Source organism: Streptomyces sp. ISL-87 (assembly GCF_018614095.1).
Classification (GTDB): Bacteria; Actinomycetota; Actinomycetes; order Streptomycetales; family Streptomycetaceae; genus Streptomyces.
On the sequence record NZ_JAGGOY010000001.1, the window covers coordinates 18,767 to 41,078 of the forward strand.

Annotated in this window: 20 protein-coding genes and 1 pseudogene; 12 read left to right on the forward strand and 9 right to left on the reverse strand. The window is 73.7% G+C overall.

Going from position 1 to position 22,312, the window contains the following annotated elements:
* Position 1 precedes the first annotated feature (1 nt).
* Positions 2-985: a DUF3068 domain-containing protein gene (locus tag J7I97_RS00100; protein ID WP_214930237.1), complete on the forward strand. Its 984-nt coding sequence runs from the start codon at positions 2-4 to the stop codon at positions 983-985.
* Here J7I97_RS00100 and J7I97_RS00105 read toward each other — a convergent pair.
* Together J7I97_RS00105 and J7I97_RS00110 are read right to left on the reverse strand one after the other, a co-directional pair.
* Positions 975-3,680: an ATP-dependent RNA helicase gene (locus J7I97_RS00105; protein ID WP_251058340.1), complete on the reverse strand. Its 2,706-nt coding sequence runs from the start codon at positions 3,678-3,680 to the stop codon at positions 975-977. The genes J7I97_RS00100 and J7I97_RS00105 overlap by 11 nt on opposite strands.
* Positions 3,681-3,683: 3 nt before the next feature.
* Positions 3,684-4,553, reverse strand: coding sequence for a class I SAM-dependent methyltransferase (locus J7I97_RS00110; RefSeq protein ID WP_214930238.1), 870 nt, complete (start codon positions 4,551-4,553; stop codon positions 3,684-3,686).
* Between the two features lie 373 nt (positions 4,554-4,926).
* Here J7I97_RS00110 and rpsA point away from each other — a divergent pair, with 373 nt between their 5' ends.
* From rpsA to J7I97_RS00130, 4 genes are all read left to right on the forward strand, one after another.
* Complete coding sequence (gene rpsA, locus J7I97_RS00115) at positions 4,927-6,435, forward strand: 30S ribosomal protein S1 (protein WP_214930239.1); 1,509 nt, start codon at positions 4,927-4,929, stop codon at positions 6,433-6,435.
* Positions 6,436-6,614: 179 nt separating this feature from the next.
* Entirely contained in the window at positions 6,615-7,553 is a 939-nt protein-coding gene (locus tag J7I97_RS00120; protein WP_214930240.1) for a PAC2 family protein, read from the forward strand.
* A gap of 132 nt (positions 7,554-7,685) precedes the next feature.
* Positions 7,686-8,294 (forward strand): dephospho-CoA kinase, encoded by a 609-nt coding sequence (gene coaE / locus J7I97_RS00125; RefSeq protein ID WP_214930241.1) that lies wholly within the window; start codon positions 7,686-7,688, stop codon positions 8,292-8,294.
* A gap of 66 nt (positions 8,295-8,360) precedes the next feature.
* Positions 8,361-8,768, forward strand: a complete 408-nt coding sequence (locus J7I97_RS00130) for a tetratricopeptide repeat protein (RefSeq protein ID WP_214930242.1) — start codon at positions 8,361-8,363, stop codon at positions 8,766-8,768.
* A gap of 3 nt (positions 8,769-8,771) precedes the next feature.
* Here the strand turns inward: J7I97_RS00130 and J7I97_RS00135 are convergent, their stop codons facing one another.
* Positions 8,772-9,032, reverse strand: coding sequence for a DUF6343 family protein (locus tag J7I97_RS00135; protein ID WP_214930243.1), 261 nt, complete (start codon positions 9,030-9,032; stop codon positions 8,772-8,774).
* 234 nt (positions 9,033-9,266) lie between these two features.
* On the opposite strand from J7I97_RS00135, the gene J7I97_RS00140 reads away from it, so the two are divergent.
* Together J7I97_RS00140 and J7I97_RS00145 are read left to right on the forward strand one after the other, a co-directional pair.
* Positions 9,267-12,116, forward strand: a complete 2,850-nt coding sequence (locus tag J7I97_RS00140; RefSeq protein WP_214930244.1) for a DEAD/DEAH box helicase — start codon at positions 9,267-9,269, stop codon at positions 12,114-12,116.
* Entirely contained in the window at positions 12,113-13,321 is a 1,209-nt protein-coding gene (locus tag J7I97_RS00145) for an SWIM zinc finger family protein (RefSeq protein ID WP_214930245.1), read from the forward strand. The genes J7I97_RS00140 and J7I97_RS00145 overlap by 4 nt, the downstream gene beginning before the upstream one ends.
* A gap of 36 nt (positions 13,322-13,357) precedes the next feature.
* Here the strand turns inward: J7I97_RS00145 and J7I97_RS00150 are convergent, their stop codons facing one another.
* Entirely contained in the window at positions 13,358-13,891 is a 534-nt protein-coding gene (locus tag J7I97_RS00150) for a hypothetical protein (protein ID WP_214930246.1), read from the reverse strand.
* A gap of 163 nt (positions 13,892-14,054) precedes the next feature.
* Here J7I97_RS00150 and J7I97_RS00155 point away from each other — a divergent pair, with 163 nt between their 5' ends.
* Positions 14,055-14,750 (forward strand): chaplin, encoded by a 696-nt coding sequence (locus tag J7I97_RS00155; protein WP_308369140.1) that lies wholly within the window; start codon positions 14,055-14,057, stop codon positions 14,748-14,750.
* Here the strand turns inward: J7I97_RS00155 and J7I97_RS00160 are convergent.
* Positions 14,743-15,531, reverse strand: coding sequence for a DUF2293 domain-containing protein (locus tag J7I97_RS00160; RefSeq protein WP_215076615.1), 789 nt, complete (start codon positions 15,529-15,531; stop codon positions 14,743-14,745). The genes J7I97_RS00155 and J7I97_RS00160 overlap by 8 nt on opposite strands.
* 138 nt (positions 15,532-15,669) lie before the next feature.
* Between J7I97_RS00160 and J7I97_RS00165 the strand changes: the two genes are divergently transcribed.
* Entirely contained in the window at positions 15,670-16,041 is a 372-nt protein-coding gene (locus tag J7I97_RS00165; RefSeq protein WP_214930248.1) for a cupin domain-containing protein, read from the forward strand.
* Between the two features lie 16 nt (positions 16,042-16,057).
* Here the strand turns inward: J7I97_RS00165 and J7I97_RS00170 are convergent.
* Positions 16,058-16,627 (reverse strand): annotated as a pseudogene (locus tag J7I97_RS00170) (PQQ-binding-like beta-propeller repeat protein); the annotation flags it as partial.
* 354 nt (positions 16,628-16,981) lie between these two features.
* Between J7I97_RS00170 and J7I97_RS00175 the strand changes: the two are divergent.
* Complete coding sequence (locus J7I97_RS00175) at positions 16,982-17,620, forward strand: uridine kinase (protein WP_214930249.1); 639 nt, start codon at positions 16,982-16,984, stop codon at positions 17,618-17,620.
* A 173-nt stretch (positions 17,621-17,793) separates the two neighbouring features.
* Positions 17,794-18,453, forward strand: coding sequence for a hypothetical protein (locus J7I97_RS00180; RefSeq protein ID WP_214930250.1), 660 nt, complete (start codon positions 17,794-17,796; stop codon positions 18,451-18,453).
* Here J7I97_RS00180 and J7I97_RS00185 read toward each other — a convergent pair whose 3' ends face one another.
* Both J7I97_RS00185 and J7I97_RS00190 read right to left on the reverse strand, forming a co-directional pair.
* A complete protein-coding gene (locus J7I97_RS00185; RefSeq protein WP_214930251.1) occupies positions 18,454-19,356 on the reverse strand; it encodes a PfkB family carbohydrate kinase in 903 nt (300 codons plus the stop codon).
* Complete coding sequence (locus J7I97_RS00190) at positions 19,353-20,321, reverse strand: pseudouridine-5'-phosphate glycosidase (RefSeq protein ID WP_214930252.1); 969 nt, start codon at positions 20,319-20,321, stop codon at positions 19,353-19,355. Before J7I97_RS00190 ends, J7I97_RS00185 begins: the two co-directional genes overlap by 4 nt.
* A 259-nt stretch (positions 20,322-20,580) precedes the next feature.
* On the opposite strand from J7I97_RS00190, the gene J7I97_RS00195 reads away from it, so the two are divergent.
* Entirely contained in the window at positions 20,581-20,958 is a 378-nt protein-coding gene (locus J7I97_RS00195) for a cupin domain-containing protein (RefSeq protein WP_214930253.1), read from the forward strand.
* Between the two features lies 1 nt (position 20,959).
* On the opposite strand, the gene J7I97_RS00200 is transcribed toward J7I97_RS00195, so the two are convergent.
* Positions 20,960-22,267, reverse strand: coding sequence for an MFS transporter (locus J7I97_RS00200; RefSeq protein ID WP_214930254.1), 1,308 nt, complete (start codon positions 22,265-22,267; stop codon positions 20,960-20,962).
* Positions 22,268-22,312: the final 45 nt, after the last annotated feature.

Genomic DNA, 22,312 nt, shown 5'->3' on the forward strand with positions numbered 1-22,312 from the left:
CATGAGACGTACAGCGAGCCTCGTCCTGCTTGCCGTTGCCGTGTTCCTCGGCGCCCTCGCACCGCTCCTGCGCTGGTACGCGTACCCCCGGCTCGCGAAGATCCCGCCGAGCCAGTACCAGGAGATGGTCCTGGAGGCCAAGGACGCGACCCTCCTCGACTACACCGCCGGCATGCAGCCCAAGCAGGTCGACAAGGTCACGATCGTCCAGACCCTGAAGGGCAACGTCGAGGCGTCGAAGGAGATCGAGGCGAGCGCCGGCAAGGACGTGGTCGTCTGGGACACGCTGACCCACATCATCGGTCCGGACGGGAAGACGGTCTCCCAGATACCCGAGCGCTACATCTTCGACGCGCACACCCAGGACCCGGTGCACGCCACCGGCGAGATGGTCGACGGGGACCCGGTCAAGCGCGAGGGCATCGAGTTCAAGTGGCCGTTCTTCACCGAGCCGCGCGACTACCTCTACTTCGACGCGCAGACCCGTACGTCCTCGCCGATCCACTACGTCGGCCCGCGCACGTTCAAGGGCATGGACGTCTACTACTTCGAGCAGACGGTCCCCTGGACGAAGGTCTCCCTGCCGAAGAAGATGCCGATCGAGGGCATCGACCCGGCGACGTTCGAGCAGACGACCGGCACCAGCCTCTGGTACTCGGTCAAGGCGATGTTCTGGGTCGACCCGGTGACCGGCGCGCCCGTCAACGCCGAGCAGGACATCCAGCAGGAGATGCGCGGCGGAATCGCGGCGGGCGCACCCGACGGCAAGCTCACCGTCTTCGCCGGGCACGTGACGATGCGCGCGGACTACGGTAAGTACACCCTCGACCTGGTCAGGTCGAACCGCATGAAGGTCCTCGCGCTGCACACCTACGCACCGATCGGCCTCGCCGCCGGCGGGCTCGGGCTCTTCGGGCTCGCGCTGTGGCTGGAGGCGCGTGGCCGGCGCGGCGACGGGGAGGGCGGCGCGCCGCTCAGCGCCTGAGGCGGGCGTTGGTGTGCCGGGTGGGCTCGGCGGTGGCCGGGTCCTCCGGCCAGGGGTGCTTGGGGTAGCGGCCGCGCAGCTCGGCGCGGACGGCGCGGTAGCCGCCCTGCCAGAAGGAGGCGAGGTCGGCGGTGACGGCGGCGGGGCGCCCGGCCGGAGACAGCAGGTGCACGAGCACGGGCACTCCGGCCACCCGGGGGGTCTCGGCCAGCCCGAACAGCTCCTGAAGCTTCACGGCTAGTACGGGCTGCCCGTGCTCGGCGGAGTAGTCCACCCGGATCCGGGATCCGCTGGGCACCTCGATCCGCTCCGGGGCCAGCTCGTCGAGACGGGCGGCCTCGCCGGTGGCCCAGGGCAGCAGCCGGTTCAGAGCCTGCCCGGCGTCGATCCGCGCGAGGTCGGAGCGGCGGCGGGCCCTGGACAGCTCGGGCTCCAGCCAGTCGTCGGCGCGGGCCAGCAGTGCGTGGTCGTCCTGTACGTCGGGCCAGGGCGCGCCGAGCGTGCGGTGCAGGAAGCCGAGCCGGGCGCGGAGCCCCTGTGCGTCCGGGGACCAGCGCAGCAGCCCGAGCCCGTCGCTGCGCAGCCCGTCGAGCAGGGCGGCCCGTACGAGCGCCGGGTCGGGATTGCGCAAGGGCCGTGCGGAGAGCTCGATCGCCCCGAGCCGTTCCGCTGCGCGGGCGACGAGATCCCCGCCCTCCCAGCGCACCTCTTCCCCGGCGCTCAGCAGGTGCCCGGCGGCGGCCCGGGCGGTGTCCTCGTCGACGACCGCCGCCAGCCGGATGCGGGCGGAGGCGGAGTGCGGGGGCCGGTCGGCGACGGCGATGGCCAGCCAGGGCGCGCTGCGCAGCCCTGAGCCGTCGCCGAGCCCTGCCGCTGTTCCGGACGCCATGAGGAAGGCTCCCTCGCCCTTCGCTTTCGCGACCCGCTCGGGGAACGCCAGCGCCGCGACGAGCCCGGCAGCGCCGTCATCGCCCAAGGGGCCCTGCTCCCTGAACCCCCGCGCCTCAAACGCCGGCGGGGCTGGGTGTGCCGGTGGGGCCGGGTGCGCCTGGCGGGGCTGTGCCCCCGGCTCGGGTGCGGGTCCGTTGCCGGGGGCGCTGCCCCCGGACCCCCGCGCCTCAAACGCCGGTGGGGCTGGGTGTGCCGGTGGGGCTGGGTGCGTCGGGGCGAGGGGTGGCCCCGCAGGGGATTCGGCGGTGGCGGCGCGCTCCAGGCGGCGGGTTTCCGCGCGCCAGCGGGGGGAGTAGCCGTCGCCGCCCGCGCGGGCGCGGCGCCACGCGGCCGCCAGGTCGTCCCCGTACTCCCGCGGCGGCTCCTCGCTCAGCAGGGCGACCAGCTCCGCGGCCCGGCGGGGGCCCACGGCGGCGGCTCCGTCCAGCAGGGCGCGGGCCAGTCGCGGATGCAGGCCCAGCCGGGACATCCGCAGCCCCCGTGGGGTAGGCCGCCCCTCCGGGGACACCGCGCCCACGGCCAGCAGGACCTCCCGCGCCGCGGCCATCGCGCCGGCCGGCGGCGGATCCAGCAGCGCCAGCCCGCCCGCGTCGGGGTCACCCCAGCAGGCGGCCTGGAGCGCGAACTGCGCCAGGTCCGCGATCCGGATCTCCGGGGACGGAAAGGCGGGGAGCCGCCCGTCCTCGGCCTCCGACCAGCACCGGTACACCGCCCCCGGCGCCTCACGCCCCGCCCGCCCCGCCCGCTGGCGCCCCGCCGCGCGGGACGCCCGTACGGTCGCCAGCGCGCCCAGCCCCCGCGCGTGATCGACCCGGGGCTCCCGGGCGAGCCCGGAGTCCACGACCACCCGTACCCCGGGCACGGTCAGGCTCGACTCCGCGACGGCGGTGGAAAGGATCACCCGGCGGTGCGGCGAGGCGGCCAGCGCCGCGTCCTGGACCGCAGCCGGGGCCCGGCCGTGGACCTGGAGCACCTCCGCGTCCACCCCGCCCAGCTGCCCGGCGACCCGGGCGAGCTCCCCGACGCCGGGCAGGAAGCACAGGACATCGCCGGAACGTTCCGCCAGCGCCCGCCGCACCACCGAGGCCACATGCGTCAGCTGCGCCGGGTCAACCCGCATCCCGTGCGGCGGCCGCACCGGCCTGGCCGGAGGGGCCCAGACCGTCTCCACCGGGTACGAGATCCCCGCGGCCTCCACCACCGGCGCGCCGCCGAGGATCCGCGCCCACCCGGCCGCGTCCGTCGTCGCCGAAGCCGCCACCAGCCGCAGCTCCGGGCGCAGGGTTTCCCGTACGTCCAGGAGGAACGCGGCCACGGTGTCGGCGTCCAGGTGCCGCTCGTGGCACTCGTCCAGGACGACCAGGTCGACCCCGGCCAGCTCCTGGTCCCGCTGGAGCCGCTGGAGCAGGACGCCCGTGGTGACCACCTCCACCGCCATGGCCGGCCCCACCACCCGCTCCCCGCGCACCGTGAACCCGACCGTGGCGCCCACGGCCTCGCCCAGCAGCCAGGCCATCCGCCGCGCCGCCGCCCGGGCGGCGATCCGCCGGGGCTCGGCCACCACGACCCGGCGCCGCGGCCCGCCGCCCACCAGCCCCGCCAGAACCAGCGGCACCAGCGTGGTCTTGCCCGTGCCGGGCGGGGCGCACAGCACCGCGGTGCCGTGGCCGTCCAGCGCGGAGACCAGCGCGGGCAGGGCTTCCCGTACAGGAAGGGAGTCGAGGGCGGCGGTACGAATGGACAAGGGTCAGTCCCTCTCGCACACGAAGATCGCGGTGCCGGGGATCAGGTTGCCGCGCAGCGGGGACCAGCCGCCCCACTCCTGGCTGTTCCAGGCGGGCCACTCCGGCTCGACCAGGTCCACCAGCCGGAATCCGCCCGCGACCACCTCCCGGACCCGGTCGCCGATGGTGCGGTGGTGCTCCACGTACACCGCGTGGCCCTGCTCGTCCTGCTCGACGTACGGGGTCCGGTCGAAGTAGGAGGCGGCGACGGACAGCCCCTCCGGGCCCGGCTCGTCGGGGAAGGCCCAGCGGATGGGGTGGGTGACGGAGAAGACCCAGCGCCCACCGGGGCGCAGCACGCGGTGCACCTCGCGCATGACGTTCACCGGGTCGGCGACGAAGGGGACGGCCCCGTACGCGGAGCAGGCGAGGTCGAAGGAGCCGTCGCGGAAGGGGAGCCTCCCGGCGTCCGCCTCGACCAGGGGGATGCCGTCGCCGATGCGCAGGGCGTGCTGGAGCTGGCGGTGGGAGAGGTCCAGGGCCACCGGGAGGGCGCCCTGGGCGGCGAGCCAGCGCGAGCACTGGGCGGCGCCGGCGCCGATCTCCAGGATGTGCTTGTTCTTGAGGGAGGCCGCCGGGCCGAGCAGCGCGGCCTCCGCCTCGTCCAGCCCCTCGGGCCCCCAGACGAAGCGGTCGTCGCCGAGGAAGGCGCCGTGCTCGCTCTGGTACTCGTCGGCGTTGCGGTCCCACCAGCCGCGGCTCGCCCGGCTGCTCTCCGCTTCCCCGGCGTCACGCCGCGTGGCCTCGGCGTCGTCCGCGCCGGTGTCCCCGTCCGCGGGGGCGGCGCTTTCGGCGTCGTACGCGTCTTGGGGGGCGTAGTCCTCTTGGTTCATGGGGCCCGTCGTCGTAGTCTGCGAATGCCTTCGAGTGTCTTCGAAGGACTGCGGAAGTCGGCAGAAGGGCTCATTGAGGCCTTCCCGCCCACGAATCGTGCCGGTTATGCGGCGATCCGCCCGGGCTGTGCGCCTTCGCGCATTGACCCTGTCCGGCTGCCCCCGTATGCTACAAGTTGCGCTGCGAGCCTGTGCTCCTCAGACCTAGCAGGCTGCGCTTGCATCTGTTGATGTCCCCTCGGTTTTCGAGGCCCCGCCGCTCGTTTGCGGATCGGGGGCCTCCTTGGCTGTCCGGTCTTCGGTGGATGCCGATAAGGGCTCCCGGCGTAGCAGTACCTACGACTTTCTGTCCGTAACCGGAGCCCTTTCCCACATGACGAGCAGCACCGAGACCACCGCCACCACTCCGCAGGTAGCGGTCAACGACATCGGCGACGCGGACGCGTTCCTCGCGGCGATCGACGAGACGATCAAGTACTTCAACGATGGCGACATCGTCGACGGCGTCATCGTCAAGGTTGACCGGGACGAGGTTCTCCTCGACATCGGTTACAAGACCGAAGGCGTCATCCCGAGCCGCGAGCTCTCGATCAAGCACGACGTCGACCCGAACGAGGTCGTCAAGGTCGGCGACGAGATCGAGGCCCTGGTTCTCCAGAAGGAGGACAAGGAAGGCCGCCTGATCCTCTCGAAGAAGCGCGCTCAGTACGAGCGTGCCTGGGGCACCATCGAGAAGATCAAGGAAGAAGACGGCATCGTCACCGGTACCGTCATCGAGGTCGTCAAGGGTGGTCTCATCCTCGACATCGGCCTCCGCGGCTTCCTGCCGGCCTCTCTCGTCGAGATGCGTCGCGTCCGCGACCTCCAGCCCTACGTGGGCAAGGAGCTCGAGGCGAAGATCATCGAGCTGGACAAGAACCGCAACAACGTGGTCCTGTCCCGCCGCGCCTGGCTCGAGCAGACCCAGTCCGAGGTTCGCCAGACGTTCCTCACCACCCTGCAGAAGGGTCAGGTCCGCTCCGGCGTCGTCTCCTCGATCGTCAACTTCGGTGCCTTCGTGGACCTGGGTGGCGTCGACGGTCTCGTGCACGTCTCCGAGCTGTCCTGGAAGCACATCGACCACCCGTCCGAGGTTGTCGAGGTCGGCCAGGAGGTCACCGTCGAGGTTCTCGACGTTGACATGGACCGCGAGCGTGTCTCCCTGTCGCTGAAGGCGACGCAGGAGGACCCGTGGCAGCAGTTCGCCCGGACCCACCAGATCGGTCAGGTCGTCCCGGGTAAGGTCACCAAGCTGGTTCCGTTCGGTGCGTTCGTCCGCGTGGACGAGGGCATCGAGGGTCTGGTCCACATCTCCGAGCTGGCCGAGCGCCACGTGGAGATCCCGGAGCAGGTCGTCCAGGTCAACGACGAGATCTTCGTCAAGGTCATCGACATCGACCTTGAGCGTCGCCGGATCTCGCTGTCGCTGAAGCAGGCCAACGAGTCCTTCGGTGCCGACGCGGCGTCGGTCGAGTTCGACCCGACCCTGTACGGCATGGCCGCGTCTTACGACGACCAGGGCAACTACATCTACCCCGAGGGCTTCGACCCCGAGACCAACGACTGGCTCGAGGGCTTCGACTCCCAGCGCGAGACGTGGGAGCGCCAGTACGCCGAGGCGCAGACGCGCTTCGAGCAGCACCAGGCGCAGGTCATCAAGAGCCGCGAGGCCGACGAGGCCGCCGCTGCCGAGGGCGCTGCCGCCCCGGCCGCCGGTGGCAACGCCGGTGCGGGCGTCTCCGGTGGCTCGTACTCCTCGGAGTCCGAGGAGACCTCTGGCGCCCTGGCGTCCGACGAGGCCCTCGCCGCGCTCCGCGAGAAGCTGGCCGGCGGCCAGAGCTGATCGCAGCGCATCACACCCCGGTGTGAAATGAGCTGAAAGGTAAGGCCCGTCCCCTCAGGGGGGCGGGCCTTACTGCTGTTACGTTCCCGTGAAGCGGCCAACTGCGGGGGCCAACTGGGGAATGGTGGCGCCTCCTTGGGCGTTCTTCCCAGGGAACGCGGCGAGGAGGAGTGGTGACGGTGCTTGATCCACAGGGTTTGTACGAATGGGACGCCAAGGGCCTGGCGGTGGCCGATCTGGCGCTCGCCCAGGACTCGGCCGGGCTGGTCATGCTGTACCACTTCGAGGGGTACATCGACGCGGGTGAGGCCGGCGAGCAGATCGTCGAGCGCCTGCTCGACACCCTGCCCCACCAGCTCGTGGCCAGCTTCGACGCGGACCGGCTCGTGGACTACCGGGCCCGCCGCCCGCTGCTCACGTTCCAGCGCGACCACTGGACCGAATTCGAAGAGCCCCGGCTGGAGGTGCGCCTCGTCCAGGACGCCACCGGCGCGCCCTTCCTGCTGCTGTCCGGCCCGGAGCCGGACGTGGAGTGGGAGCGCTTCTCCGTCGCCGTCCGGCAGATCGTGGAGCGCCTCGGCGTCCGGCTCTCGGTGAACTTCCACGGCATCCCGATGGGCGTCCCGCACACCCGGCCCGTCGGCATCACCCCGCACGGCAACCGGACCGACCTCATGCCCGGCCACCGCAGCCCGTTCGACGAGGCGCAGGTGCCCGGCAGCGCGGAGTCGCTGGTCGAGTTCCGCCTCGGGCAGGCGGGGCACGATGTGCTGGGCGTCGCCGCGCATGTACCGCACTACGTGGCGCGCTCCGCGTACCCGGACGCGGCGCTGACGGTCCTGGAGGCGATCACGGCGGCGACGGGGCTGGTTCTGCCAGCCGTGGCGCACGCCCTGCGCACCGAGGCGCACCGCACGCAGACGGAGATCGACCGCCAGATCCGGGAGGGCGACGAGGAGCTGGTCAGCCTGGTCCAGGGGCTGGAGCACCAGTACGACGCGGCGGCCGGCGCGGAGACCCGGGGGAACATGATCGCCGAGCCGGCGGAGATCCCGTCGGCGGATGAGATCGGCCGCGAGTTCGAGCGGTTCCTGGCGGAGCGCGAGGGCGAGGGCTGATTCCCGCCGGGCTGGGTTCCCGCCGGGCTGGTTGGCGTGGGCTGGTTCCCGGCCGGTTGGTTCCCGTCTGGCTGGTTCCCGGCTGGTTGGGGGGCTGTACGGCGGCCAGGGCGCGGGGTCTAGTCTGCGGGCATGCTGAAAGTGGGCCTGACAGGCGGAATCGGCGCGGGTAAGAGCGAGGTCTCGCGGCTGCTCGCGGGGTACGGGGCGGTCATCGTGGACGCCGACCGCATCGCGCGGGAGGTCGTGAAGCCCGGTACGCCCGGGCTCGCGGCCATCGTGGCGGCCTTCGGGGAGTCCGTGCTGACGCCGCAGGGGTCCCTGAACCGGCCCAAGCTGGGGTCCGTCGTGTTTTCGGACCCGGCGAAGCTCCAGACCCTCAACGCGATCGTGCACCCGCTGGTCGGGGCCCGGTCCGCCGAGCTGGAGGCGGCCGCGGGGCCCGACGCGATCGTGGTGCACGACGTACCGCTGCTCGCCGAGAACGGCCTGGCACCGCTGTACGACCTGGTGGTCGTCGTGGACGCGGCGCCCGAGACGCAGCTGGCCCGGCTGACCGCGCTGCGCGGGATGGCCGAGGAGGAGGCGCGGGCCCGGATGGCGGCGCAGGCGACGCGGGAGCAGCGGCTGGCGGTGGCCACGCTCGTGATCGACAACGACGGGCCGCTGGAGGCGCTGGAGCCGCAGGTGCGCAAGGTGTGGGAGCGGCTCACGGAGCGGGCGGCCACTGCCGGGGCCTGACGTGTTCATGGAATAGACGGCGCGGAGGCGGGCGTTGAACGCGCCCGTAGAGGGAAGGAACAGATCGTGTCCGACACCACGCCACCGCCGCAGGGCCCGTCGTCCGGCTCGTCCGGGGCCGCGAGCCCGGAGACTCATGTCATCGACTACCGGGCCGCCGAGCAACTGCTCGCCGCACGAGATCCGCGCGGCGCCGTCCAGCTTCTCGACTCGGTGATAGCCGCCCATCCGGAGAACACGGCCGCCCGGCTGCTGCGTGCCCGGGCCTTCTTCGCCGCCGCCCAACTCCGTCCGGCGGAGCTTGAGTTCGAGCTGGTGCTGGAGCGGGAGCCGGACAACGCGTTCGCGCACTTCGCGCTGGCCCGCACCCACGAGCGGGCCGGGCGGCCCGAGCAGGCCCGCAAGCACTTCAGGCTCGCCGCGGCCCTCGACCCGCAACCGGACTATCTGGCGGCCGCCCGCTTCGAGAACTGAGCCCTACCGGTCGCGCGGCGGCTCGTACGGGGGGACGTCCGGACCGGGCTGGTAGTGCGGGCCCTGGTGGATGTGGTGGAGCACCACGGCCAGGTCCACCGCCGCCAGCAGCGCGACCACGCCGCAGGCGGCCGCCCACCCGGGACGGCCGGCCAGCGAGAACGCGGCCGCCCCGGCGGCGGCCCAGATCAGCCCCCACACGCTCAGCCAGAACCGCAGCCGCAGCGGACTGCGGGCGGTCACCGGCTCGTTTCCGGAACGCATGGCCATCGCCTCGCTTCAATGTCCATGGTCCCACCTGCGCGGATCAGGGCTTGAGCCTGTTCACGGCCGGTCCGGGATCGAGGTGTGCACGCCGTGTGTGCCCGGCGCTCGTGCCGCGGCCCCGGCCGGGGTATACGCGCAGCTCAGCGGGGTTGTCAGTGGGCGCGCCTAGACTCGGGGGCGGAACATTCGCCTTGACCGTGGCGGAGCCGAGGGACCGGGAGGGGGGACGCCGTGACAGCGCAGTCGCCGTCGGATGGCCTGCTGCGCCGGGCCGCCGTGTTCCTGCCCGGCGCGGTGCCGCGCGAAGGGCGCGTCGCCTTCTGGTGTCCCGACGGGGAGCCGCTTCCCGAGGCGCCGGAGGGCGGGACTCCGCAGGCCCTCCAGGTCGCGCGGCCGCACGGGGACGGGGTCTCTACCCGGACCGTACCCGCAGTGGCACTGCCCGTCGCGGCCGCGCTGCCGCTGCTCGTCCGTGCGTCCCGCAGCCCCGCCGCGCATCCCGCCGCCCGCGCCTGGGGCACCGCCGCCACGCAGGCGCTCACACTCGTGGCCCGCGGCCGGCTGCTCCCCGGGCTCACCCCCGGCGGCGTCGACGCCTGGCGTGCCGGGCCGCTCGACGCCGAGGACATCGGGTACCTGCGGGCGGTGGCCGCCGCCCTGCCCTGCGAGGGGTACGCGACGCCCCTCGCCGGTCGCCGCCCGCTTCAGCTGCCCGAACCGGAGGCCCTGGTACGGGCGTTCCTCGACGCCGTCGCCGACAGCCTGCCCCGGACCCCGGCCGCGCCCGTGGCCGCCGGGCGGCCGTTCGCGGCGCAGGAGCCGCAACAGGTGTCCGGCATACAGGACTGGGCCGCGCAGGTCGCGGCCGGCGCCGACACCGGCGTGGGGATCTCGCTCCGGCTCGACCTGTCCTCATTCCGCCTCTTCGACGAGGCCGAGGGAGCGGCCGAGGGCGCGGAGGAAACGGACACCCGCCGGGCCGGCGCCGCTGTCGTTCAGGTGCACAGCCTCGCCGATCCGACCCTGGTCACCGATGCCGGCATGCTGTGGGCGGGAGCGGCCGGCGCCGGCTTCGGGCCGCGCGCCCGGATCGATGCCGTGCTCGCGCTGCGCCGGGCCGCCCGCGTCTGGCCGCCGCTGCTGCGTCTGCTCGATCAGCCGGTCCCCGATGTGCTGGCTCTCTCGGATCCGGAGTTGGAAGACCTGCTGGGCGTGGCCGCGACCAGGCTGGCGGCCGCCGGGGTCCTGGTCCACTGGCCGCGCGAGTTGGCCCGTACGCTGTCCGCGACCGCCGTCGTACGCTCCACCGCGCCCGGTTCCGCCACCGACGGCACCGCCTTCTTCGACGCGCAGCACCTCTTCGCCTTCTCCTGGGAGCTGGCGCTGGGCGGCGACCGGCTCACCCCGGGCGAGATGGACGCGCTCGCGCAGGCCCACCGGCCAGTGGTGCGGCTGCGCGACCAGTGGGTGCGGGTCGATCCTGAGCTGGTGCGCAAGGCGCGCAAGCGGGAGCTGGGGCTGCTGGACCCGGTCGACGCGCTGGCCACCGTACTCACCGGGACGGCAGAGGTCGACGGGGAACCGGTGGCGGCGGTTCCGGTGGGGGCGCTGGCCGCTCTCAGGGAGCGGCTGACGGGCGAGCTGGCCCCGCTGCCGCAGCCCGCCGGGCTGAAGGCCACCCTGCGCGACTACCAGGCCCGCGGCCTGGCCTGGCTGGACCTGATGACCTCGCTCGGCCTCGGCGGCTGCCTCGCCGATGACATGGGCCTCGGCAAGACGGTCACCCTGATCGCGCTGCACCTGCACCGGGAGCGCCCCGAGCCGACGCTCGTAGTCTGCCCCGCGTCCCTGCTGGGCAACTGGCAGCGGGAGATCGAGAAGTTCGCCCCCGGGGTCGCGGTGCGCCGCTTCCACGGAGGCGGCCGCAGCCTTGACGGGCTGGCCGGGGGCTTCGTGCTCACCACGTACGGGACGATGCGCGCGAGCGCGCCCCGGCTGGCCGAGCAGAGCTGGGGCATGGTCGTCGCCGATGAGGCCCAGCACGTCAAGAACCCGGTTTCGGCGACGGCGAAGGCACTGCGCACGATCCCCGCGCCGGCCAGGGTGGCGCTGACCGGTACCCCGGTGGAGAACAACCTGTCCGAGCTGTGGGCGCTGCTCGACTGGACCACGCCCGGCCTGCTGGGGCCGCTCACCGCTTTCCGGGCCCGCCACGCCCGCCCGGTGGAGCACCAGCAGGAGGAGGACGGCGGCAATGAGGCGGCGGTGGCCCGGCTGGCCGCGCTCGTCCGGCCGTTCCTGCTGCGCCGCAAGAAGTCCGATCCCGGTATCGCGCCCGAGCTGCCGCCGAAGACGGAAACCGACCATCCGGTGTCGCTGACACGCGAGCAGGTCTCGCTCTACCAGGCGGCGGTGGATGAGGCGATGGCCGTGATCGAGGCGAGCGAGGGCATCGAGCGGCGCGGCATGATCATGAAGCTGCTCGCCTCGCTCAAGCAGATCTGCAACCACCCGGCGCAGTACCTGAAAGAGGAACAGCCCCGCATCGCGCACCGCTCGGGCAAGCTCGCGCTGCTCGACGAACTGCTGGACACGATCCTCGCCGAGGGCGGCTCGGTGCTGGTGTTCACCCAGTACGTGACGATGGGGCGGCTCATCGAGCGGCATCTGGCCGCGCGGGGCATCGCCACCCAATTCCTGCACGGCGGGACCCCGGTGGCGCACCGGGAGGAGCTCGTCGACCGGTTCCAGGCGGGCGAGGTCCCCGTGTTCCTGCTGTCCCTGAAGGCGGCCGGTACGGGACTGAACCTGACCCGGGCCGGCCATGTGATCCACTTCGACCGGTGGTGGAACCCGGCCGTCGAGGAGCAGGCGACGGACCGCGCCTACCGGATCGGCCAGACCCAGCCCGTGCAGGTCCACCGCATCATCGCCGAGGGCACGGTCGAGGACCGGATCGCCGAGATGCTGGAGACGAAGCGGGCCCTGGCCGATGCCGTCCTCGGCTCCGGCGAGTCCGCGTTGACCGAGCTGAGCGACCGCGAGCTGGCCGACCTCGTCTCCCTGCGGAGGCCCGCATGATCACCGCGAGGGACGACCGCCGCCGCACCTTCGAGACCGTGCCCGCGGGGGTGGAGGCCGCCACCTGGTGGGGCCGGGCCTGGGTGGCCGCCCTGGAGGAGCGCTCCCGCGATTCGGCGCGCCTGGCGCGCGGCCGTACGTACGCCGAGGAAGGCCATGTCGACGCCGTGACGATCACCCCCGGGCGGATCGTGGCGTACGTGCGGGGCAGCAGGCCCCGCCCCTACCGCACCGAGCTGGCCCTCAACGCCTTCCCGGACGCAGAGTGGGCCGAACTCCTGGAAGGGGTGGCGGCCGACCCCGGTGCCCTCGCCGCGCTGCTGGAGCGGGAGGTTCCGCAGTCCCTGGCCGGGAGTGTCCTGCCCGGCGCGGGCGAACTCGTGCCGCGCTGCTCGTGCCCCGACGTCGCGCGTCCGCCGTGCAAGCACGCCGCGGCCCTTTGCTACCGGGCGGCCCGGCTGCTCGATGAGGACCCGTTCGTCCTGCTGCTCCTGCGCGGCCGGGGCGAGCGGGAACTGCTCGATGAGCTCGCCCGCCGCAATGCCGCTCATGCCGCGCGCGAACAGCCCGACGCGGCCCCGGACTTCCCCGGAGTTCCGGCCCGCGCGGCGCTGGCCCGCACCGTCCTGCCCCCGCTGCCTGCCCCGCTCGCCGGGCCGGCCGCCGTGGGACTCCCGCCCGCCTACCCGGCCGATCCCGCGGCCCCCGACCCCCTGGCCCTGGACCAGCTCGCCACCGACGCCGCCGCGCGCGCCTTCGCCCTGCTCACCACCGGCGCGGACCCCATCGCCGGGCTCAACCTCTGGCAGGACGCCGTCCGGCTGGCCTCCGCGCACCCCACGGCCGGGCTCACCGGCTCGGCCCGTACCCTCTACCGCGACCTGGCCCGCGCCACCGGCCGAACGACCACGGACCTGGCCCGGGCCGCCGCGGCCTGGCGCCAGGGCGGTCTGCCCGCCCTGGCCACCCTCGAGGAGCCCTGGGACCCCCCGGCCGGCCCGTTCGACCGGGCCCGCCCGCTCCTCCTCGCCGCCGGCCAGGGTTCGTTCCGCCCCGACCGCAACCGCCTGACCGCCTTCAACCGCCAGCTGCGCCTGAGCCGCGAGGGTCTCTGGTACGCGTACGAGTCCCGCCTGGACGACAACGACTGGTGGCCCAGCGGCGCCCCGTCCGCGGACCCGGTGGCGGCGCTCGGCCGCAGGTGATGCCCTCGGGTGCGTCCGTCCACGCGGAGGCCGGGTTCAGAGCGATTGCGCCCAGGAGTTCAGGGTGGTGAAGTCGCGGGCGCGCAGACCGTGGCGGGGGTGGATGCGCAGGAGCAGCGCCGGGGCGGGGTGATGGGCGTGGACCCAGGCGCGGTCGCGGGTGTTGATCATGTCGTCGACCCAGGCGAAGGGGCGCCCGGCCGCCCAGTCGAGGAGGGTTCGGGTCTTCCAGGAGAGACCGCTGGGATCGCGGGCGAAGAGTTCCGGCCACTCGATGACAGGAAGATCACCGGGAAGTCCGATGTGCGGGGCGATCATCGTGTTGGCCTCGTGCATCCAGGTGGTGGCCCAGGCGAGTTCGAAGGGGAGCGCCAGCAGCCGGGGGCCGTGGGCGGGGTGGAGACGGACGCGCAGACCGCGCCGGGCGCTGCGGGAATCAGGGGAGCGGTAGGACATCCAGACCGCCGGGCGCATGCGGTGGCTCGTGTACCCGCGCATTCCGGCGAGGCGGGAGCGGAAGGGGTTGAGGGGGCCGTCCACATCGAGGAGGAGCAGCGGGCGAACAGTCATGAAGTAGGCACTACCCAGTACACGATGGAGTGAAATGCCTACCGGTTCTATAACCCGAATGGGCTTACCGCGTTGTTTCCGGTACGGGTGCACGACCCGTGAACCCTCCGGAAGGCAGGAAAAGCTGATGCGTCACAGTCGTCGGAATGGCTTGATCGCGGCGGTGGTTGCGGGAGGTGGACTGGCCGTCGCGGGTGTGAGCGGCCTCGCCTACGCCGATGCGGACGCGGGCGGGTCGGCCGAGCGCTCCCCGGGTCTGCTCTCGGGGAATCTGGTGCAGCTGCCGGTGCACACGCCGGTGAACGTGTGCGGCAACACCGTGAGTGTGATCGGGCTCCTCAACCCGGCTGCGGGGAACCGGTGCGTCAACGCCGAGCCGGGCGGCGGGCACGGGGATGCGGGGACCGGGCCCTCCGATCCGTCCCAGAGTTCACATCCGTCGAAACCCGGCGGGGGGAACGGTACGGGCAACGGCGGCGGGGCCAGTGCCGAGGGGCGCGGAAAGGATTCGCCCGGGCTGCTGTCCGGCAACGGGATCCAGCTCCCCGTCGACGTGCCGCTGAACGTCAGCGGCAACGCGGTGAGCGTCGTCGGCGTCGGCAACGGCTCCAGCGGCAACACCTCCGTCAACGGGGAGAAGCCCAGTGGAGCCGAGCCGGCCCAGCCGCCGGCCGTCGAGCAGCCCGTGATCCTTCCGGCCCCGTCGGTCCCGTCGGTCCCGTCGGTCCCGTCGGCCCCGCCCGGTCACACCTCCGCACTCGCCCACACGGGGGCCGACGCCGTCGGTTACCTGCTGCCCGGCGGCGGGGCGCTGCTGCTCGGCGGAGCGCTGCTCTACCGCCGCTTCCGCCTCAACTAGCCTCAAGGGCCTCCGCCTCAAGGGCCTCCGCCCCGAGGTCATTCGCCTCAACGGCATCCGGCTCGGCCGTCTCCGCCTCTACGGCATCCGTCCTCACGACCTCCAACTCAACAGCCTCCGCCCGGGCCCCTGCCCCCGTGCGCCAGCCGTCCAGGATCGCGTCGATCCGCGCGGCCAGCCGGGCCCGGGCCGCGAACCGGGGGAGGCCCGACATCAGAAGGGCGTCGTACTCGGTGTCGATGTGCCGCACGGCCGCCCGGACGGCCATCGACACCGCCAGCTCGTCGAGGGCCCGGCCGGCCGCGGTGCGGCCCACCCGTCCGCTGCCTCGGGCCGAGGCGTGGGCGGCGATCGCCAGGGCGCGGTCGGCCGGACACCCGGGGAACAGCCGCCGTATCTCGGCGGCGAAGGCAGCCGTGAACCGAATGTCCTCGGCGGCGCGGCGCAGCCGGTCGCGCTCCCGGCGGCGGGCCCGCGCGTCGGCGTCCGCGAGGCACGCGCGCTCGGCGCGGGCCAGGGCGGTGTCCTCGACCAGGAGTCCCTGGCGCTCATAGCGGCGGCGGCGCTTGTGGAGGCGGACCACGATGGCCGACAGCGAACTGGCCTCGCGGGCCCGGCGGGTGAGCGCCGCATCGCCGCGCGGCAGGTAGACCAGGTGCCCCAGGTCGGCGCAGTCCAGGCAGCGGGGCACACCGGCCTCCCGGACGACGTGCCGGATCGGTCCCCGCCGGCACTCCGCGCAGTAGATCTGCTTCAGCGACTCGAACACCACGAGACTCATACCGGTGTGATACCGCCGGCCGGACCGTATATCACCTTGTGGAGATGGGTTGTTGGGCTTTCACCATGTCTCGCTGGACGTCAGGATGTCCTCCTAACGTGTCAAGCGGGGCTCGGCCGGCCCGTGGAGGAGGAACACATGGGTGGACGGCAGGCGACGGCCCGGCGCCCGCGGGCAGCGGAGCCCGCGGACCTGGAGGGCCGGGAGATCGTCATAGAACCCGGCGGCTGCACCGGCTGGCACTACCACCGCGTACAGCTCATGGCGGTCGTGAAGTCCGGGACGCTGACGCGGATCCTGCACGACAACACCGTCGAGGTGCACCGGACCGGGACCAGCTTTGTCGAACCCGAGGGCATCCGGCACATCCACCTCGGCCGCAACCTCGGCACCGAACCGGTCGTGCTGTACGTGACCTGCGACGCGCTCCCCGAGGGCGCCCCCTTCTCCATACCCACCCCGGCCCCGCCCGGCGCCGCGGCGTGCGCCTGCCCGGGGCGCGCTCCGTGAACCGTCACCCACGCCCTCATACGAGGCGGCGTATCTCCCCGCACACCCGGTAGAAGCCCCCCGAGGCCGCATGCAGCCCGTCCACCACGTACCGGGCGCCGGGCTCCCGTATCCCGCGCGGGAACTGCACGTTCCACGAGGGCTCGTAGCCGCCGGAGACCACCTGTACGCGCATCCGGCCGCCCTGATGGACGCACTCCACGACGATGCCGCCCGCAGGAGCCGCGGCCACCGAGACCGTCGACACCGCGGCCGCCGACGCGGCCGGGGTGAACACCGGCAGGGCCGCCGCCGACTTCACATCCACCGCGGTCGGCACCGAACCCTGCTGGGCCGCGGCGATCGCCGCCTCGCTCGCGTCCACACACACCAGGGAACCGTCCGTGGTGACCAGGTACAGCCGCTCGTCCAGGTACTGCATCGACAGCGCGGACCCGCTGCCGGTGCCCAGCTTCCACAGCCGCCGCCCGTCCGCGTCGAAGCAGTACACCGAGGAGGCGAGATCGCCGGCGAACAGGTGAGCCTGCCTACCGGCGCGCCCCGAACGGTCTTGGGCGCACTGGTTGCCCGCTTTCGCAGCCGCGTGGCGACACGGATCGTGTCCGTGTTTCGGTCCCGGCCGGGCGGGGTCCCTCACGACCTGGCCATGTGAACTCGGCCAAAAGCGACGGGGAGGCCCTGAATCATCACTCCGCTGTAACAGGGGCCCCGCACGCCGACACCGAGTACGGCGTCCCAGATCGCACCAGCAATGTTGGCGAGCAGGGCGCTGCCCCGAGCAACCGAACAACCCGACAATCACCCCATCGCGTGAACCGCCCCGCTGTGTGCACAGCTCGATGACCGGTGCCCGTACGCCCCAAAGGCCGGGCCGCCGGCTCTCTTTCCGCCGGTGATCCCTCGTGAAAAACCGCTAAGGGCCAATACTGACAATGGGCTCGTGCAGCTGGAAGCGATCACATGGCAGCGGATGGCCGAGCGGCTCGCCGGCCACCTCGACGAAGCGGGCGCGGCGCCGGATGCCTGGCTGCGGGTGGGCATCGACGGCGCGCCCGCCGCCGGCACCGGCGTGCTCGCCGGACACCTCGCGGACGCGCTGCGCCTGCACGGCAGTTCGGCACTGGTTGTCCCGGCCGAGGGGTTCCTGCGGCCGGCCTCGCTCCGCTTCGAGTTCGGCCGCGAGGACGTGGACGCGTACCTCGGCGGCTGGTACGACACGGCCGCGCTCTGGCGGGAGGTCTTCGGCCCGACGGACATCGGCGGCAGCGGACGGGTGCTTCCCGACCTCTGGGACCCGGTGACCGACCGGGCCACCCGCAGCCCGTACACCGAACTCCCGCCGGGCGGTGTGCTGATCGTGCACGACCCGCTGCTGCTGGGCCACTGGTTCCCCTTCGACCTCAGCGTGCACATCCGGCTCTCCCCGGCGGCCCTGGCCCGCCGCACCGAGGAGTCCGCGCGCTGGACCCTGCCCGCCTTCGCGCGCTACGAGGCCGAGACCGACCCGGCGGCCCAGGCCGACACGGTGGTCCGGGCGGATGACCCCCGCCACCCCGCCTGGACGGGCCTCCCCGGCTGACCGCCGCGCCCCGGGCCGGTCACGGACGTCCGGGAACGGCAACAGTGCGATCCCGGCCGGGCGACGAACGGAATCGGGCCATCGTCCCGGCCGATACCTGCGCTCTACGGTGAGGCCACGCTTCACGGCGGCCACCGGCGGCCCCGGTGGCGCCTTGGCAGAGGGAGACGGCAATGCGCGTACACGGCACAACGGTTCGCGGCGCGAGAAGGTTCCGGGGGCAGGCGCTGGCCGCGCTCGCCCTGTGCGCAGCCCTGGCCCTCACGGGCTGCAACGGGGACAACGGCGACGACGGCGAGGGAGCCGCTGGTACGAAGCCCAGCGCGACCCCGGCCGCCTCGGCGACCCCGGCGGCCCCCTCGGCCCCCTCGGCCCCGGCCACCCCGGCGGGCGGCGCGGCGCCGACCGCGACCGCGAAGACGCCCGCCAAGACCCCGGCGACCACCCCGGCCGCCAAGCCGAAGCCGCCGGCTCCCGGACCCGCCTGCGGCGACAAGATGCCGATCTCGCCGGACGAGGTCGCCGTCTACCGCTACACCCCGGAGGGCGGCTTCCACAGCCTCATCGTCAAGCACGGCAACTGGACCTGCGCCACCCCCGGCCTGAGCACCGCCACCTTCAAGACCGTCGGCACGGAAACCTTCATCCCGATCGCCGAAGACGCCAAGATCACGGCCATCACCCCGATCCTCCCGGGCACGGTGAGCAAGCCGATCACGCTCCATGAGCTCACCGAATGGCTGATCGCCCACCCGGACAAGGGCCTCGTGTTCCGCTACCACTTGGGCGCCAAGGGCGTGATCGACACGCTCGACCAGGAATACACGCCGTAGCTAGGGCCGGCCGCCCAGCCGGGTGACGGCCGCCGCGGCCGTCCGGCACCCGGCCCGGGCGGCCTCCACCGGGTCCGCGCCCGCCAGCCGCGCCGCGAGGAAACCGCCGGTGAACGCGTCACCCGCGCCCGTGGAGTCCACCGCCTCCGCCGGTTCCGCCGCGACCTCCGCGGTGACCCGCCCCGCCTCGGCCACCAGCGCCCCGGCCGCGCCCCGGGTGACCACCACCAGCGGCACCCGCCGGCTCAGCTCCGCCGCCGCCCGGGCCGCCCCGGCCGGCTCCGGCAGCCCGGCCAGCAGCCGGGCTTCGTCCTCATTGGGCAGCAGTACGCCGATGCCCGCCACGGCATCGAGGAAGCGCCGAGGCCCCAGCTTCGCCAGGAATCCCGCCGAGGCCGGGTCCACGCTCACCGGCACCCCCCGCGCCCGCGCCGCCCGCAGCGCGACGAGGGCCAGCTCCCGGCTGCAGTCCGCGAAGAACAGGTACCCGGAGAGGTGCAGATGGGCGACCCCGTCCAGCAGGGACGGCGCCCAGTCGGCGGGGGCGATCCGCAACGCGGCCGCGCTGTCGGTCAAGAAGGTCCGCTCCGCGTCCTTGCCGACCAGCGCCACCACTGTCGCGGTCGGCTCGGCCGGGTCGACCACCAGCCGCGGCCGCACCCCGGCGTCCACCAGCGCCCGCTCGTGCCAGCGCACCGTCTCGGCGCCCACCCGCGCGAGGAGGCGTACCTCCGCCGCCCCGGCGTGCGCGGCCCAGCAGGCCGCGTTGGCCCCGGAGCCGCCGGGCAGGGTGCGGATCCGGGCGGCCGTGTCGGTGGCCGGAGTCAGGGGCTCCGGGTGCACCGCCACCACATCCGTCACCACGTCCCCGACGACCAGCAGCGCTCCGGGCGGCGCGGTCACGGCCGGGCCGCCCAGGCCCCCGCGATCCGGGCCCCGAGACGCACGTTGCCCCGTACCGCCGCCAGGTTGGCCTCCAGCGAGGCACCGCCGGTGGCCCGTACCAGGAACCCCAGCAGGAACGGAGTCACCGCCTGCCCCGTGATCCCCCGCTCCCGGCACTCCGCGAGGGCCTCGGCCAGGACCCGGTCGTGCAGCTCCGGATCCAACTGCTCCGCCTCGGCCACCGGATTGGCCACCAGCAGCGCCGACTCGACGCCGCCCAACCCGTCCTGAGCGGCCATCACCGCCGCAACCTCCTCCGGCCGGTGCACGGTCCAGTCCACCGGCTCGCCCGAGCTGGCCAGGTAGAACCCGGGGAAACGTTCCGTCCCGTAGCCGAGCACGCCCACCCCCAGCGTCTCCAGCCGCTGGAGGGTGGCCGGCACGTCCAGGATCGACTTCACCCCCGCGCACACCACCGTGATCCGCGTCCGCGCCAGCAGCGACAGGTCCGCCGACTCGTCCTGCGTCTGGGCCCACTCGCGGTGTACGCCGCCCAGCCCGCCCGTGGCGAAGACCCGCAGGCCGGCCCGCGCGGCCAGGAAGGCCGTCGCGGACACCGTCGTCGCCCCGGTCGCGCCCGTCGCGAGCGCGGGGGCCAGATCCCGGTGCCCGAGCTTGCGCACGCCCTCGCCGCCCGCGATCCGCTCCAGCTGCTCCTTGTCGAGGCCGGCGTACGCCACCCCGTCCACGACGGCGATCGTCGCCGGAACGGCCCCCTCCGACCGGACCAGCGCCTCCAGCTCCAGGCCCACCGCCAGATTGCGGGGGCGCGGCAGGCCGTGCGCGAGGATCGTGGACTCCAGGGCCACGACGGGCCGCCGCCGGGCGACCGCCTCGTGGACCTCTTCTGACAGGACCAACCCGCCGGACGCGGATGCGGATGCGGATGCGGACAGGGACGCGGATGCTCTGTGCTGTGGCATGTCCCCATCCATGGCACGGGATTCGCGCCCCCAAACGCGCTCCCCCACACTCCGGCGCGAACCTGTCCGACCAGCGTTCACCCGGCGCCCTCCCCGCACCCGCTGACGGCCCAGGACGTACGCGCCGCTCTGGCCGAAACCCGTAGGGTGCCGCGCCCCGGCGGCCTGCTCCGCTGGACAGGGTGACTCGTCCGCCGGGCCCGCGCTGGACGGTCTGACCGCCCCGCCGCGCGCGGCCCCCGGATTAGGCTGGCGCGCCATGAGCACCAGTGATCACAGCGCAGCCCCCGCATCCTTCGCCGTCTCCGTACCGGACATCCCGGATGCCGAACTGGAGGCGGAGGAGCTCGATCCCGCGCAGATCGTCTCCGGCGAGCCCGTCGTGACCGGCAAGGTGCTGTGGGAGGCCGGGGACGGCTCGCAGATCCGCGGGATCTGGCAGATCACCCCCGGCGTGGTCACCGACACCGAGGCCAACGAGCTGTTCGTCGTGGTCAGCGGCCGCGCCACCATCGAGGTCGAGGGCGGCGCGACCCTGGAGGTGGGTCCCGGATCGGCGTGTGTGCTGCGGGAGGGCGACAAGACCACCTGGACCGTGCACGAAACGCTCCGCAAGGCCTACCACATCAGCTACTGACTCAGCCGCTGAGCGCCTCGCCGGCCGCCTTCGCGGGGACGGGGTGCCGGCGCGCGGTGAACAGGGCGAGCGCCGCCATCGGCAGCAGCAGCGTGGCGCCGATCGCGTTGAGCCAGCCGTAGCCCGCCTGGGACATGACCAGGCCGGCGGCGGCGCCGCCCAGGCCCGCGGCCGTGTTCATCGTGAGGTCGCTCAGGCCCTGGACGGCGGCCCGCGCGGCCTGCGGCACCGAGTCGGTGAGCAGCGCCGAGCCGGAGACCATGCCGGCCGACCAGCCGAGGCCCAGCAGGAACAGACCGAGGGCGCTCTGGCCGTGGTTCGGCCCGGCCGTCCCGGCGAGCAGGGCGGCGACCGACAGCAGCCCGGCCGCCAGCCCGATCACCGACAGGCGGCCCAGCCGGTCCGCGAGCCACCCCATGACCGGCGAGAAGGCGAACATGCCCGCGATGTGGCCGCTGATCACCAGGCCGACGAGTTCCAGCCCGGCGCCGTGGTGGCCCAGGTCGACCGGGGTCATCACCATGATCGAGACCATCGTGGTGTGTGACACCGCGACGGTGACCAGGGCGAGCCGGGCCCGCGGGGCGGCCTTGACGGCGGCCAGCCCGGCGCGCAGCGAGCGGCCCGCGCGGGTCTGCTCCTCGGGCCCGGCCAGCGCCCGGGCCGTCAGCAGCGGGTCCGGCCGCAGGAGTACGGCGATCAGCGCGCCCGTGAGCAGGAAGACGGCGCCGGCCCACACGAAGGGGCCCGCCGTCTCGGGTATCGAGGTGCCGGCGAAACTGCGGCTGGCCGGGGCGGAGAGGTTCGGGCCGAGCACCGCGCCGAGCGTGGAGGCCCACACGACGACGGAGATCGCCCGGGCCCGGCGGTCCGGGGCGGCCAGGTCGGCGGCGGCGAACCGGGCCTGGAGGTTGGCGGAGGAGGCGGCTCCGAAGGCGGCCATGCCGAGCATCAGCAGCGGGAAGCTCTTGATCGCGGCGGCGAGTACGACGGTGGCCGCGCCGGCCGCGCCGATCGCGTACGCCAGGACCAGTCCGGGCCGGCGCCCCCGCGCGGTCATCAGCGCGGCCAGGGGCAGCGAGAGCAGGGCGGTGCCGATCACCGCGGCGGTGGAGGCGAAGCCGGACAGCGACTCGGTGCCGCTGACCTGGGTCGCCAGCACGGGGGCCAGGGCGATGCTGATGGGCACGCCGAGGCCGCCCAGCATCTGGCTGGCGATCAGCACCCCGGAGATGCGCCGCTGGAGCCGGGGCAGTTCCGCCAGGTCGAGCGGTGGCGCCGGGCGGTCGGTGCCGGGCGCGGCGCTCACGCCGTACCTCCCCGTCGCGGGTGCGGGGAGCGGCGTACGGGCGCG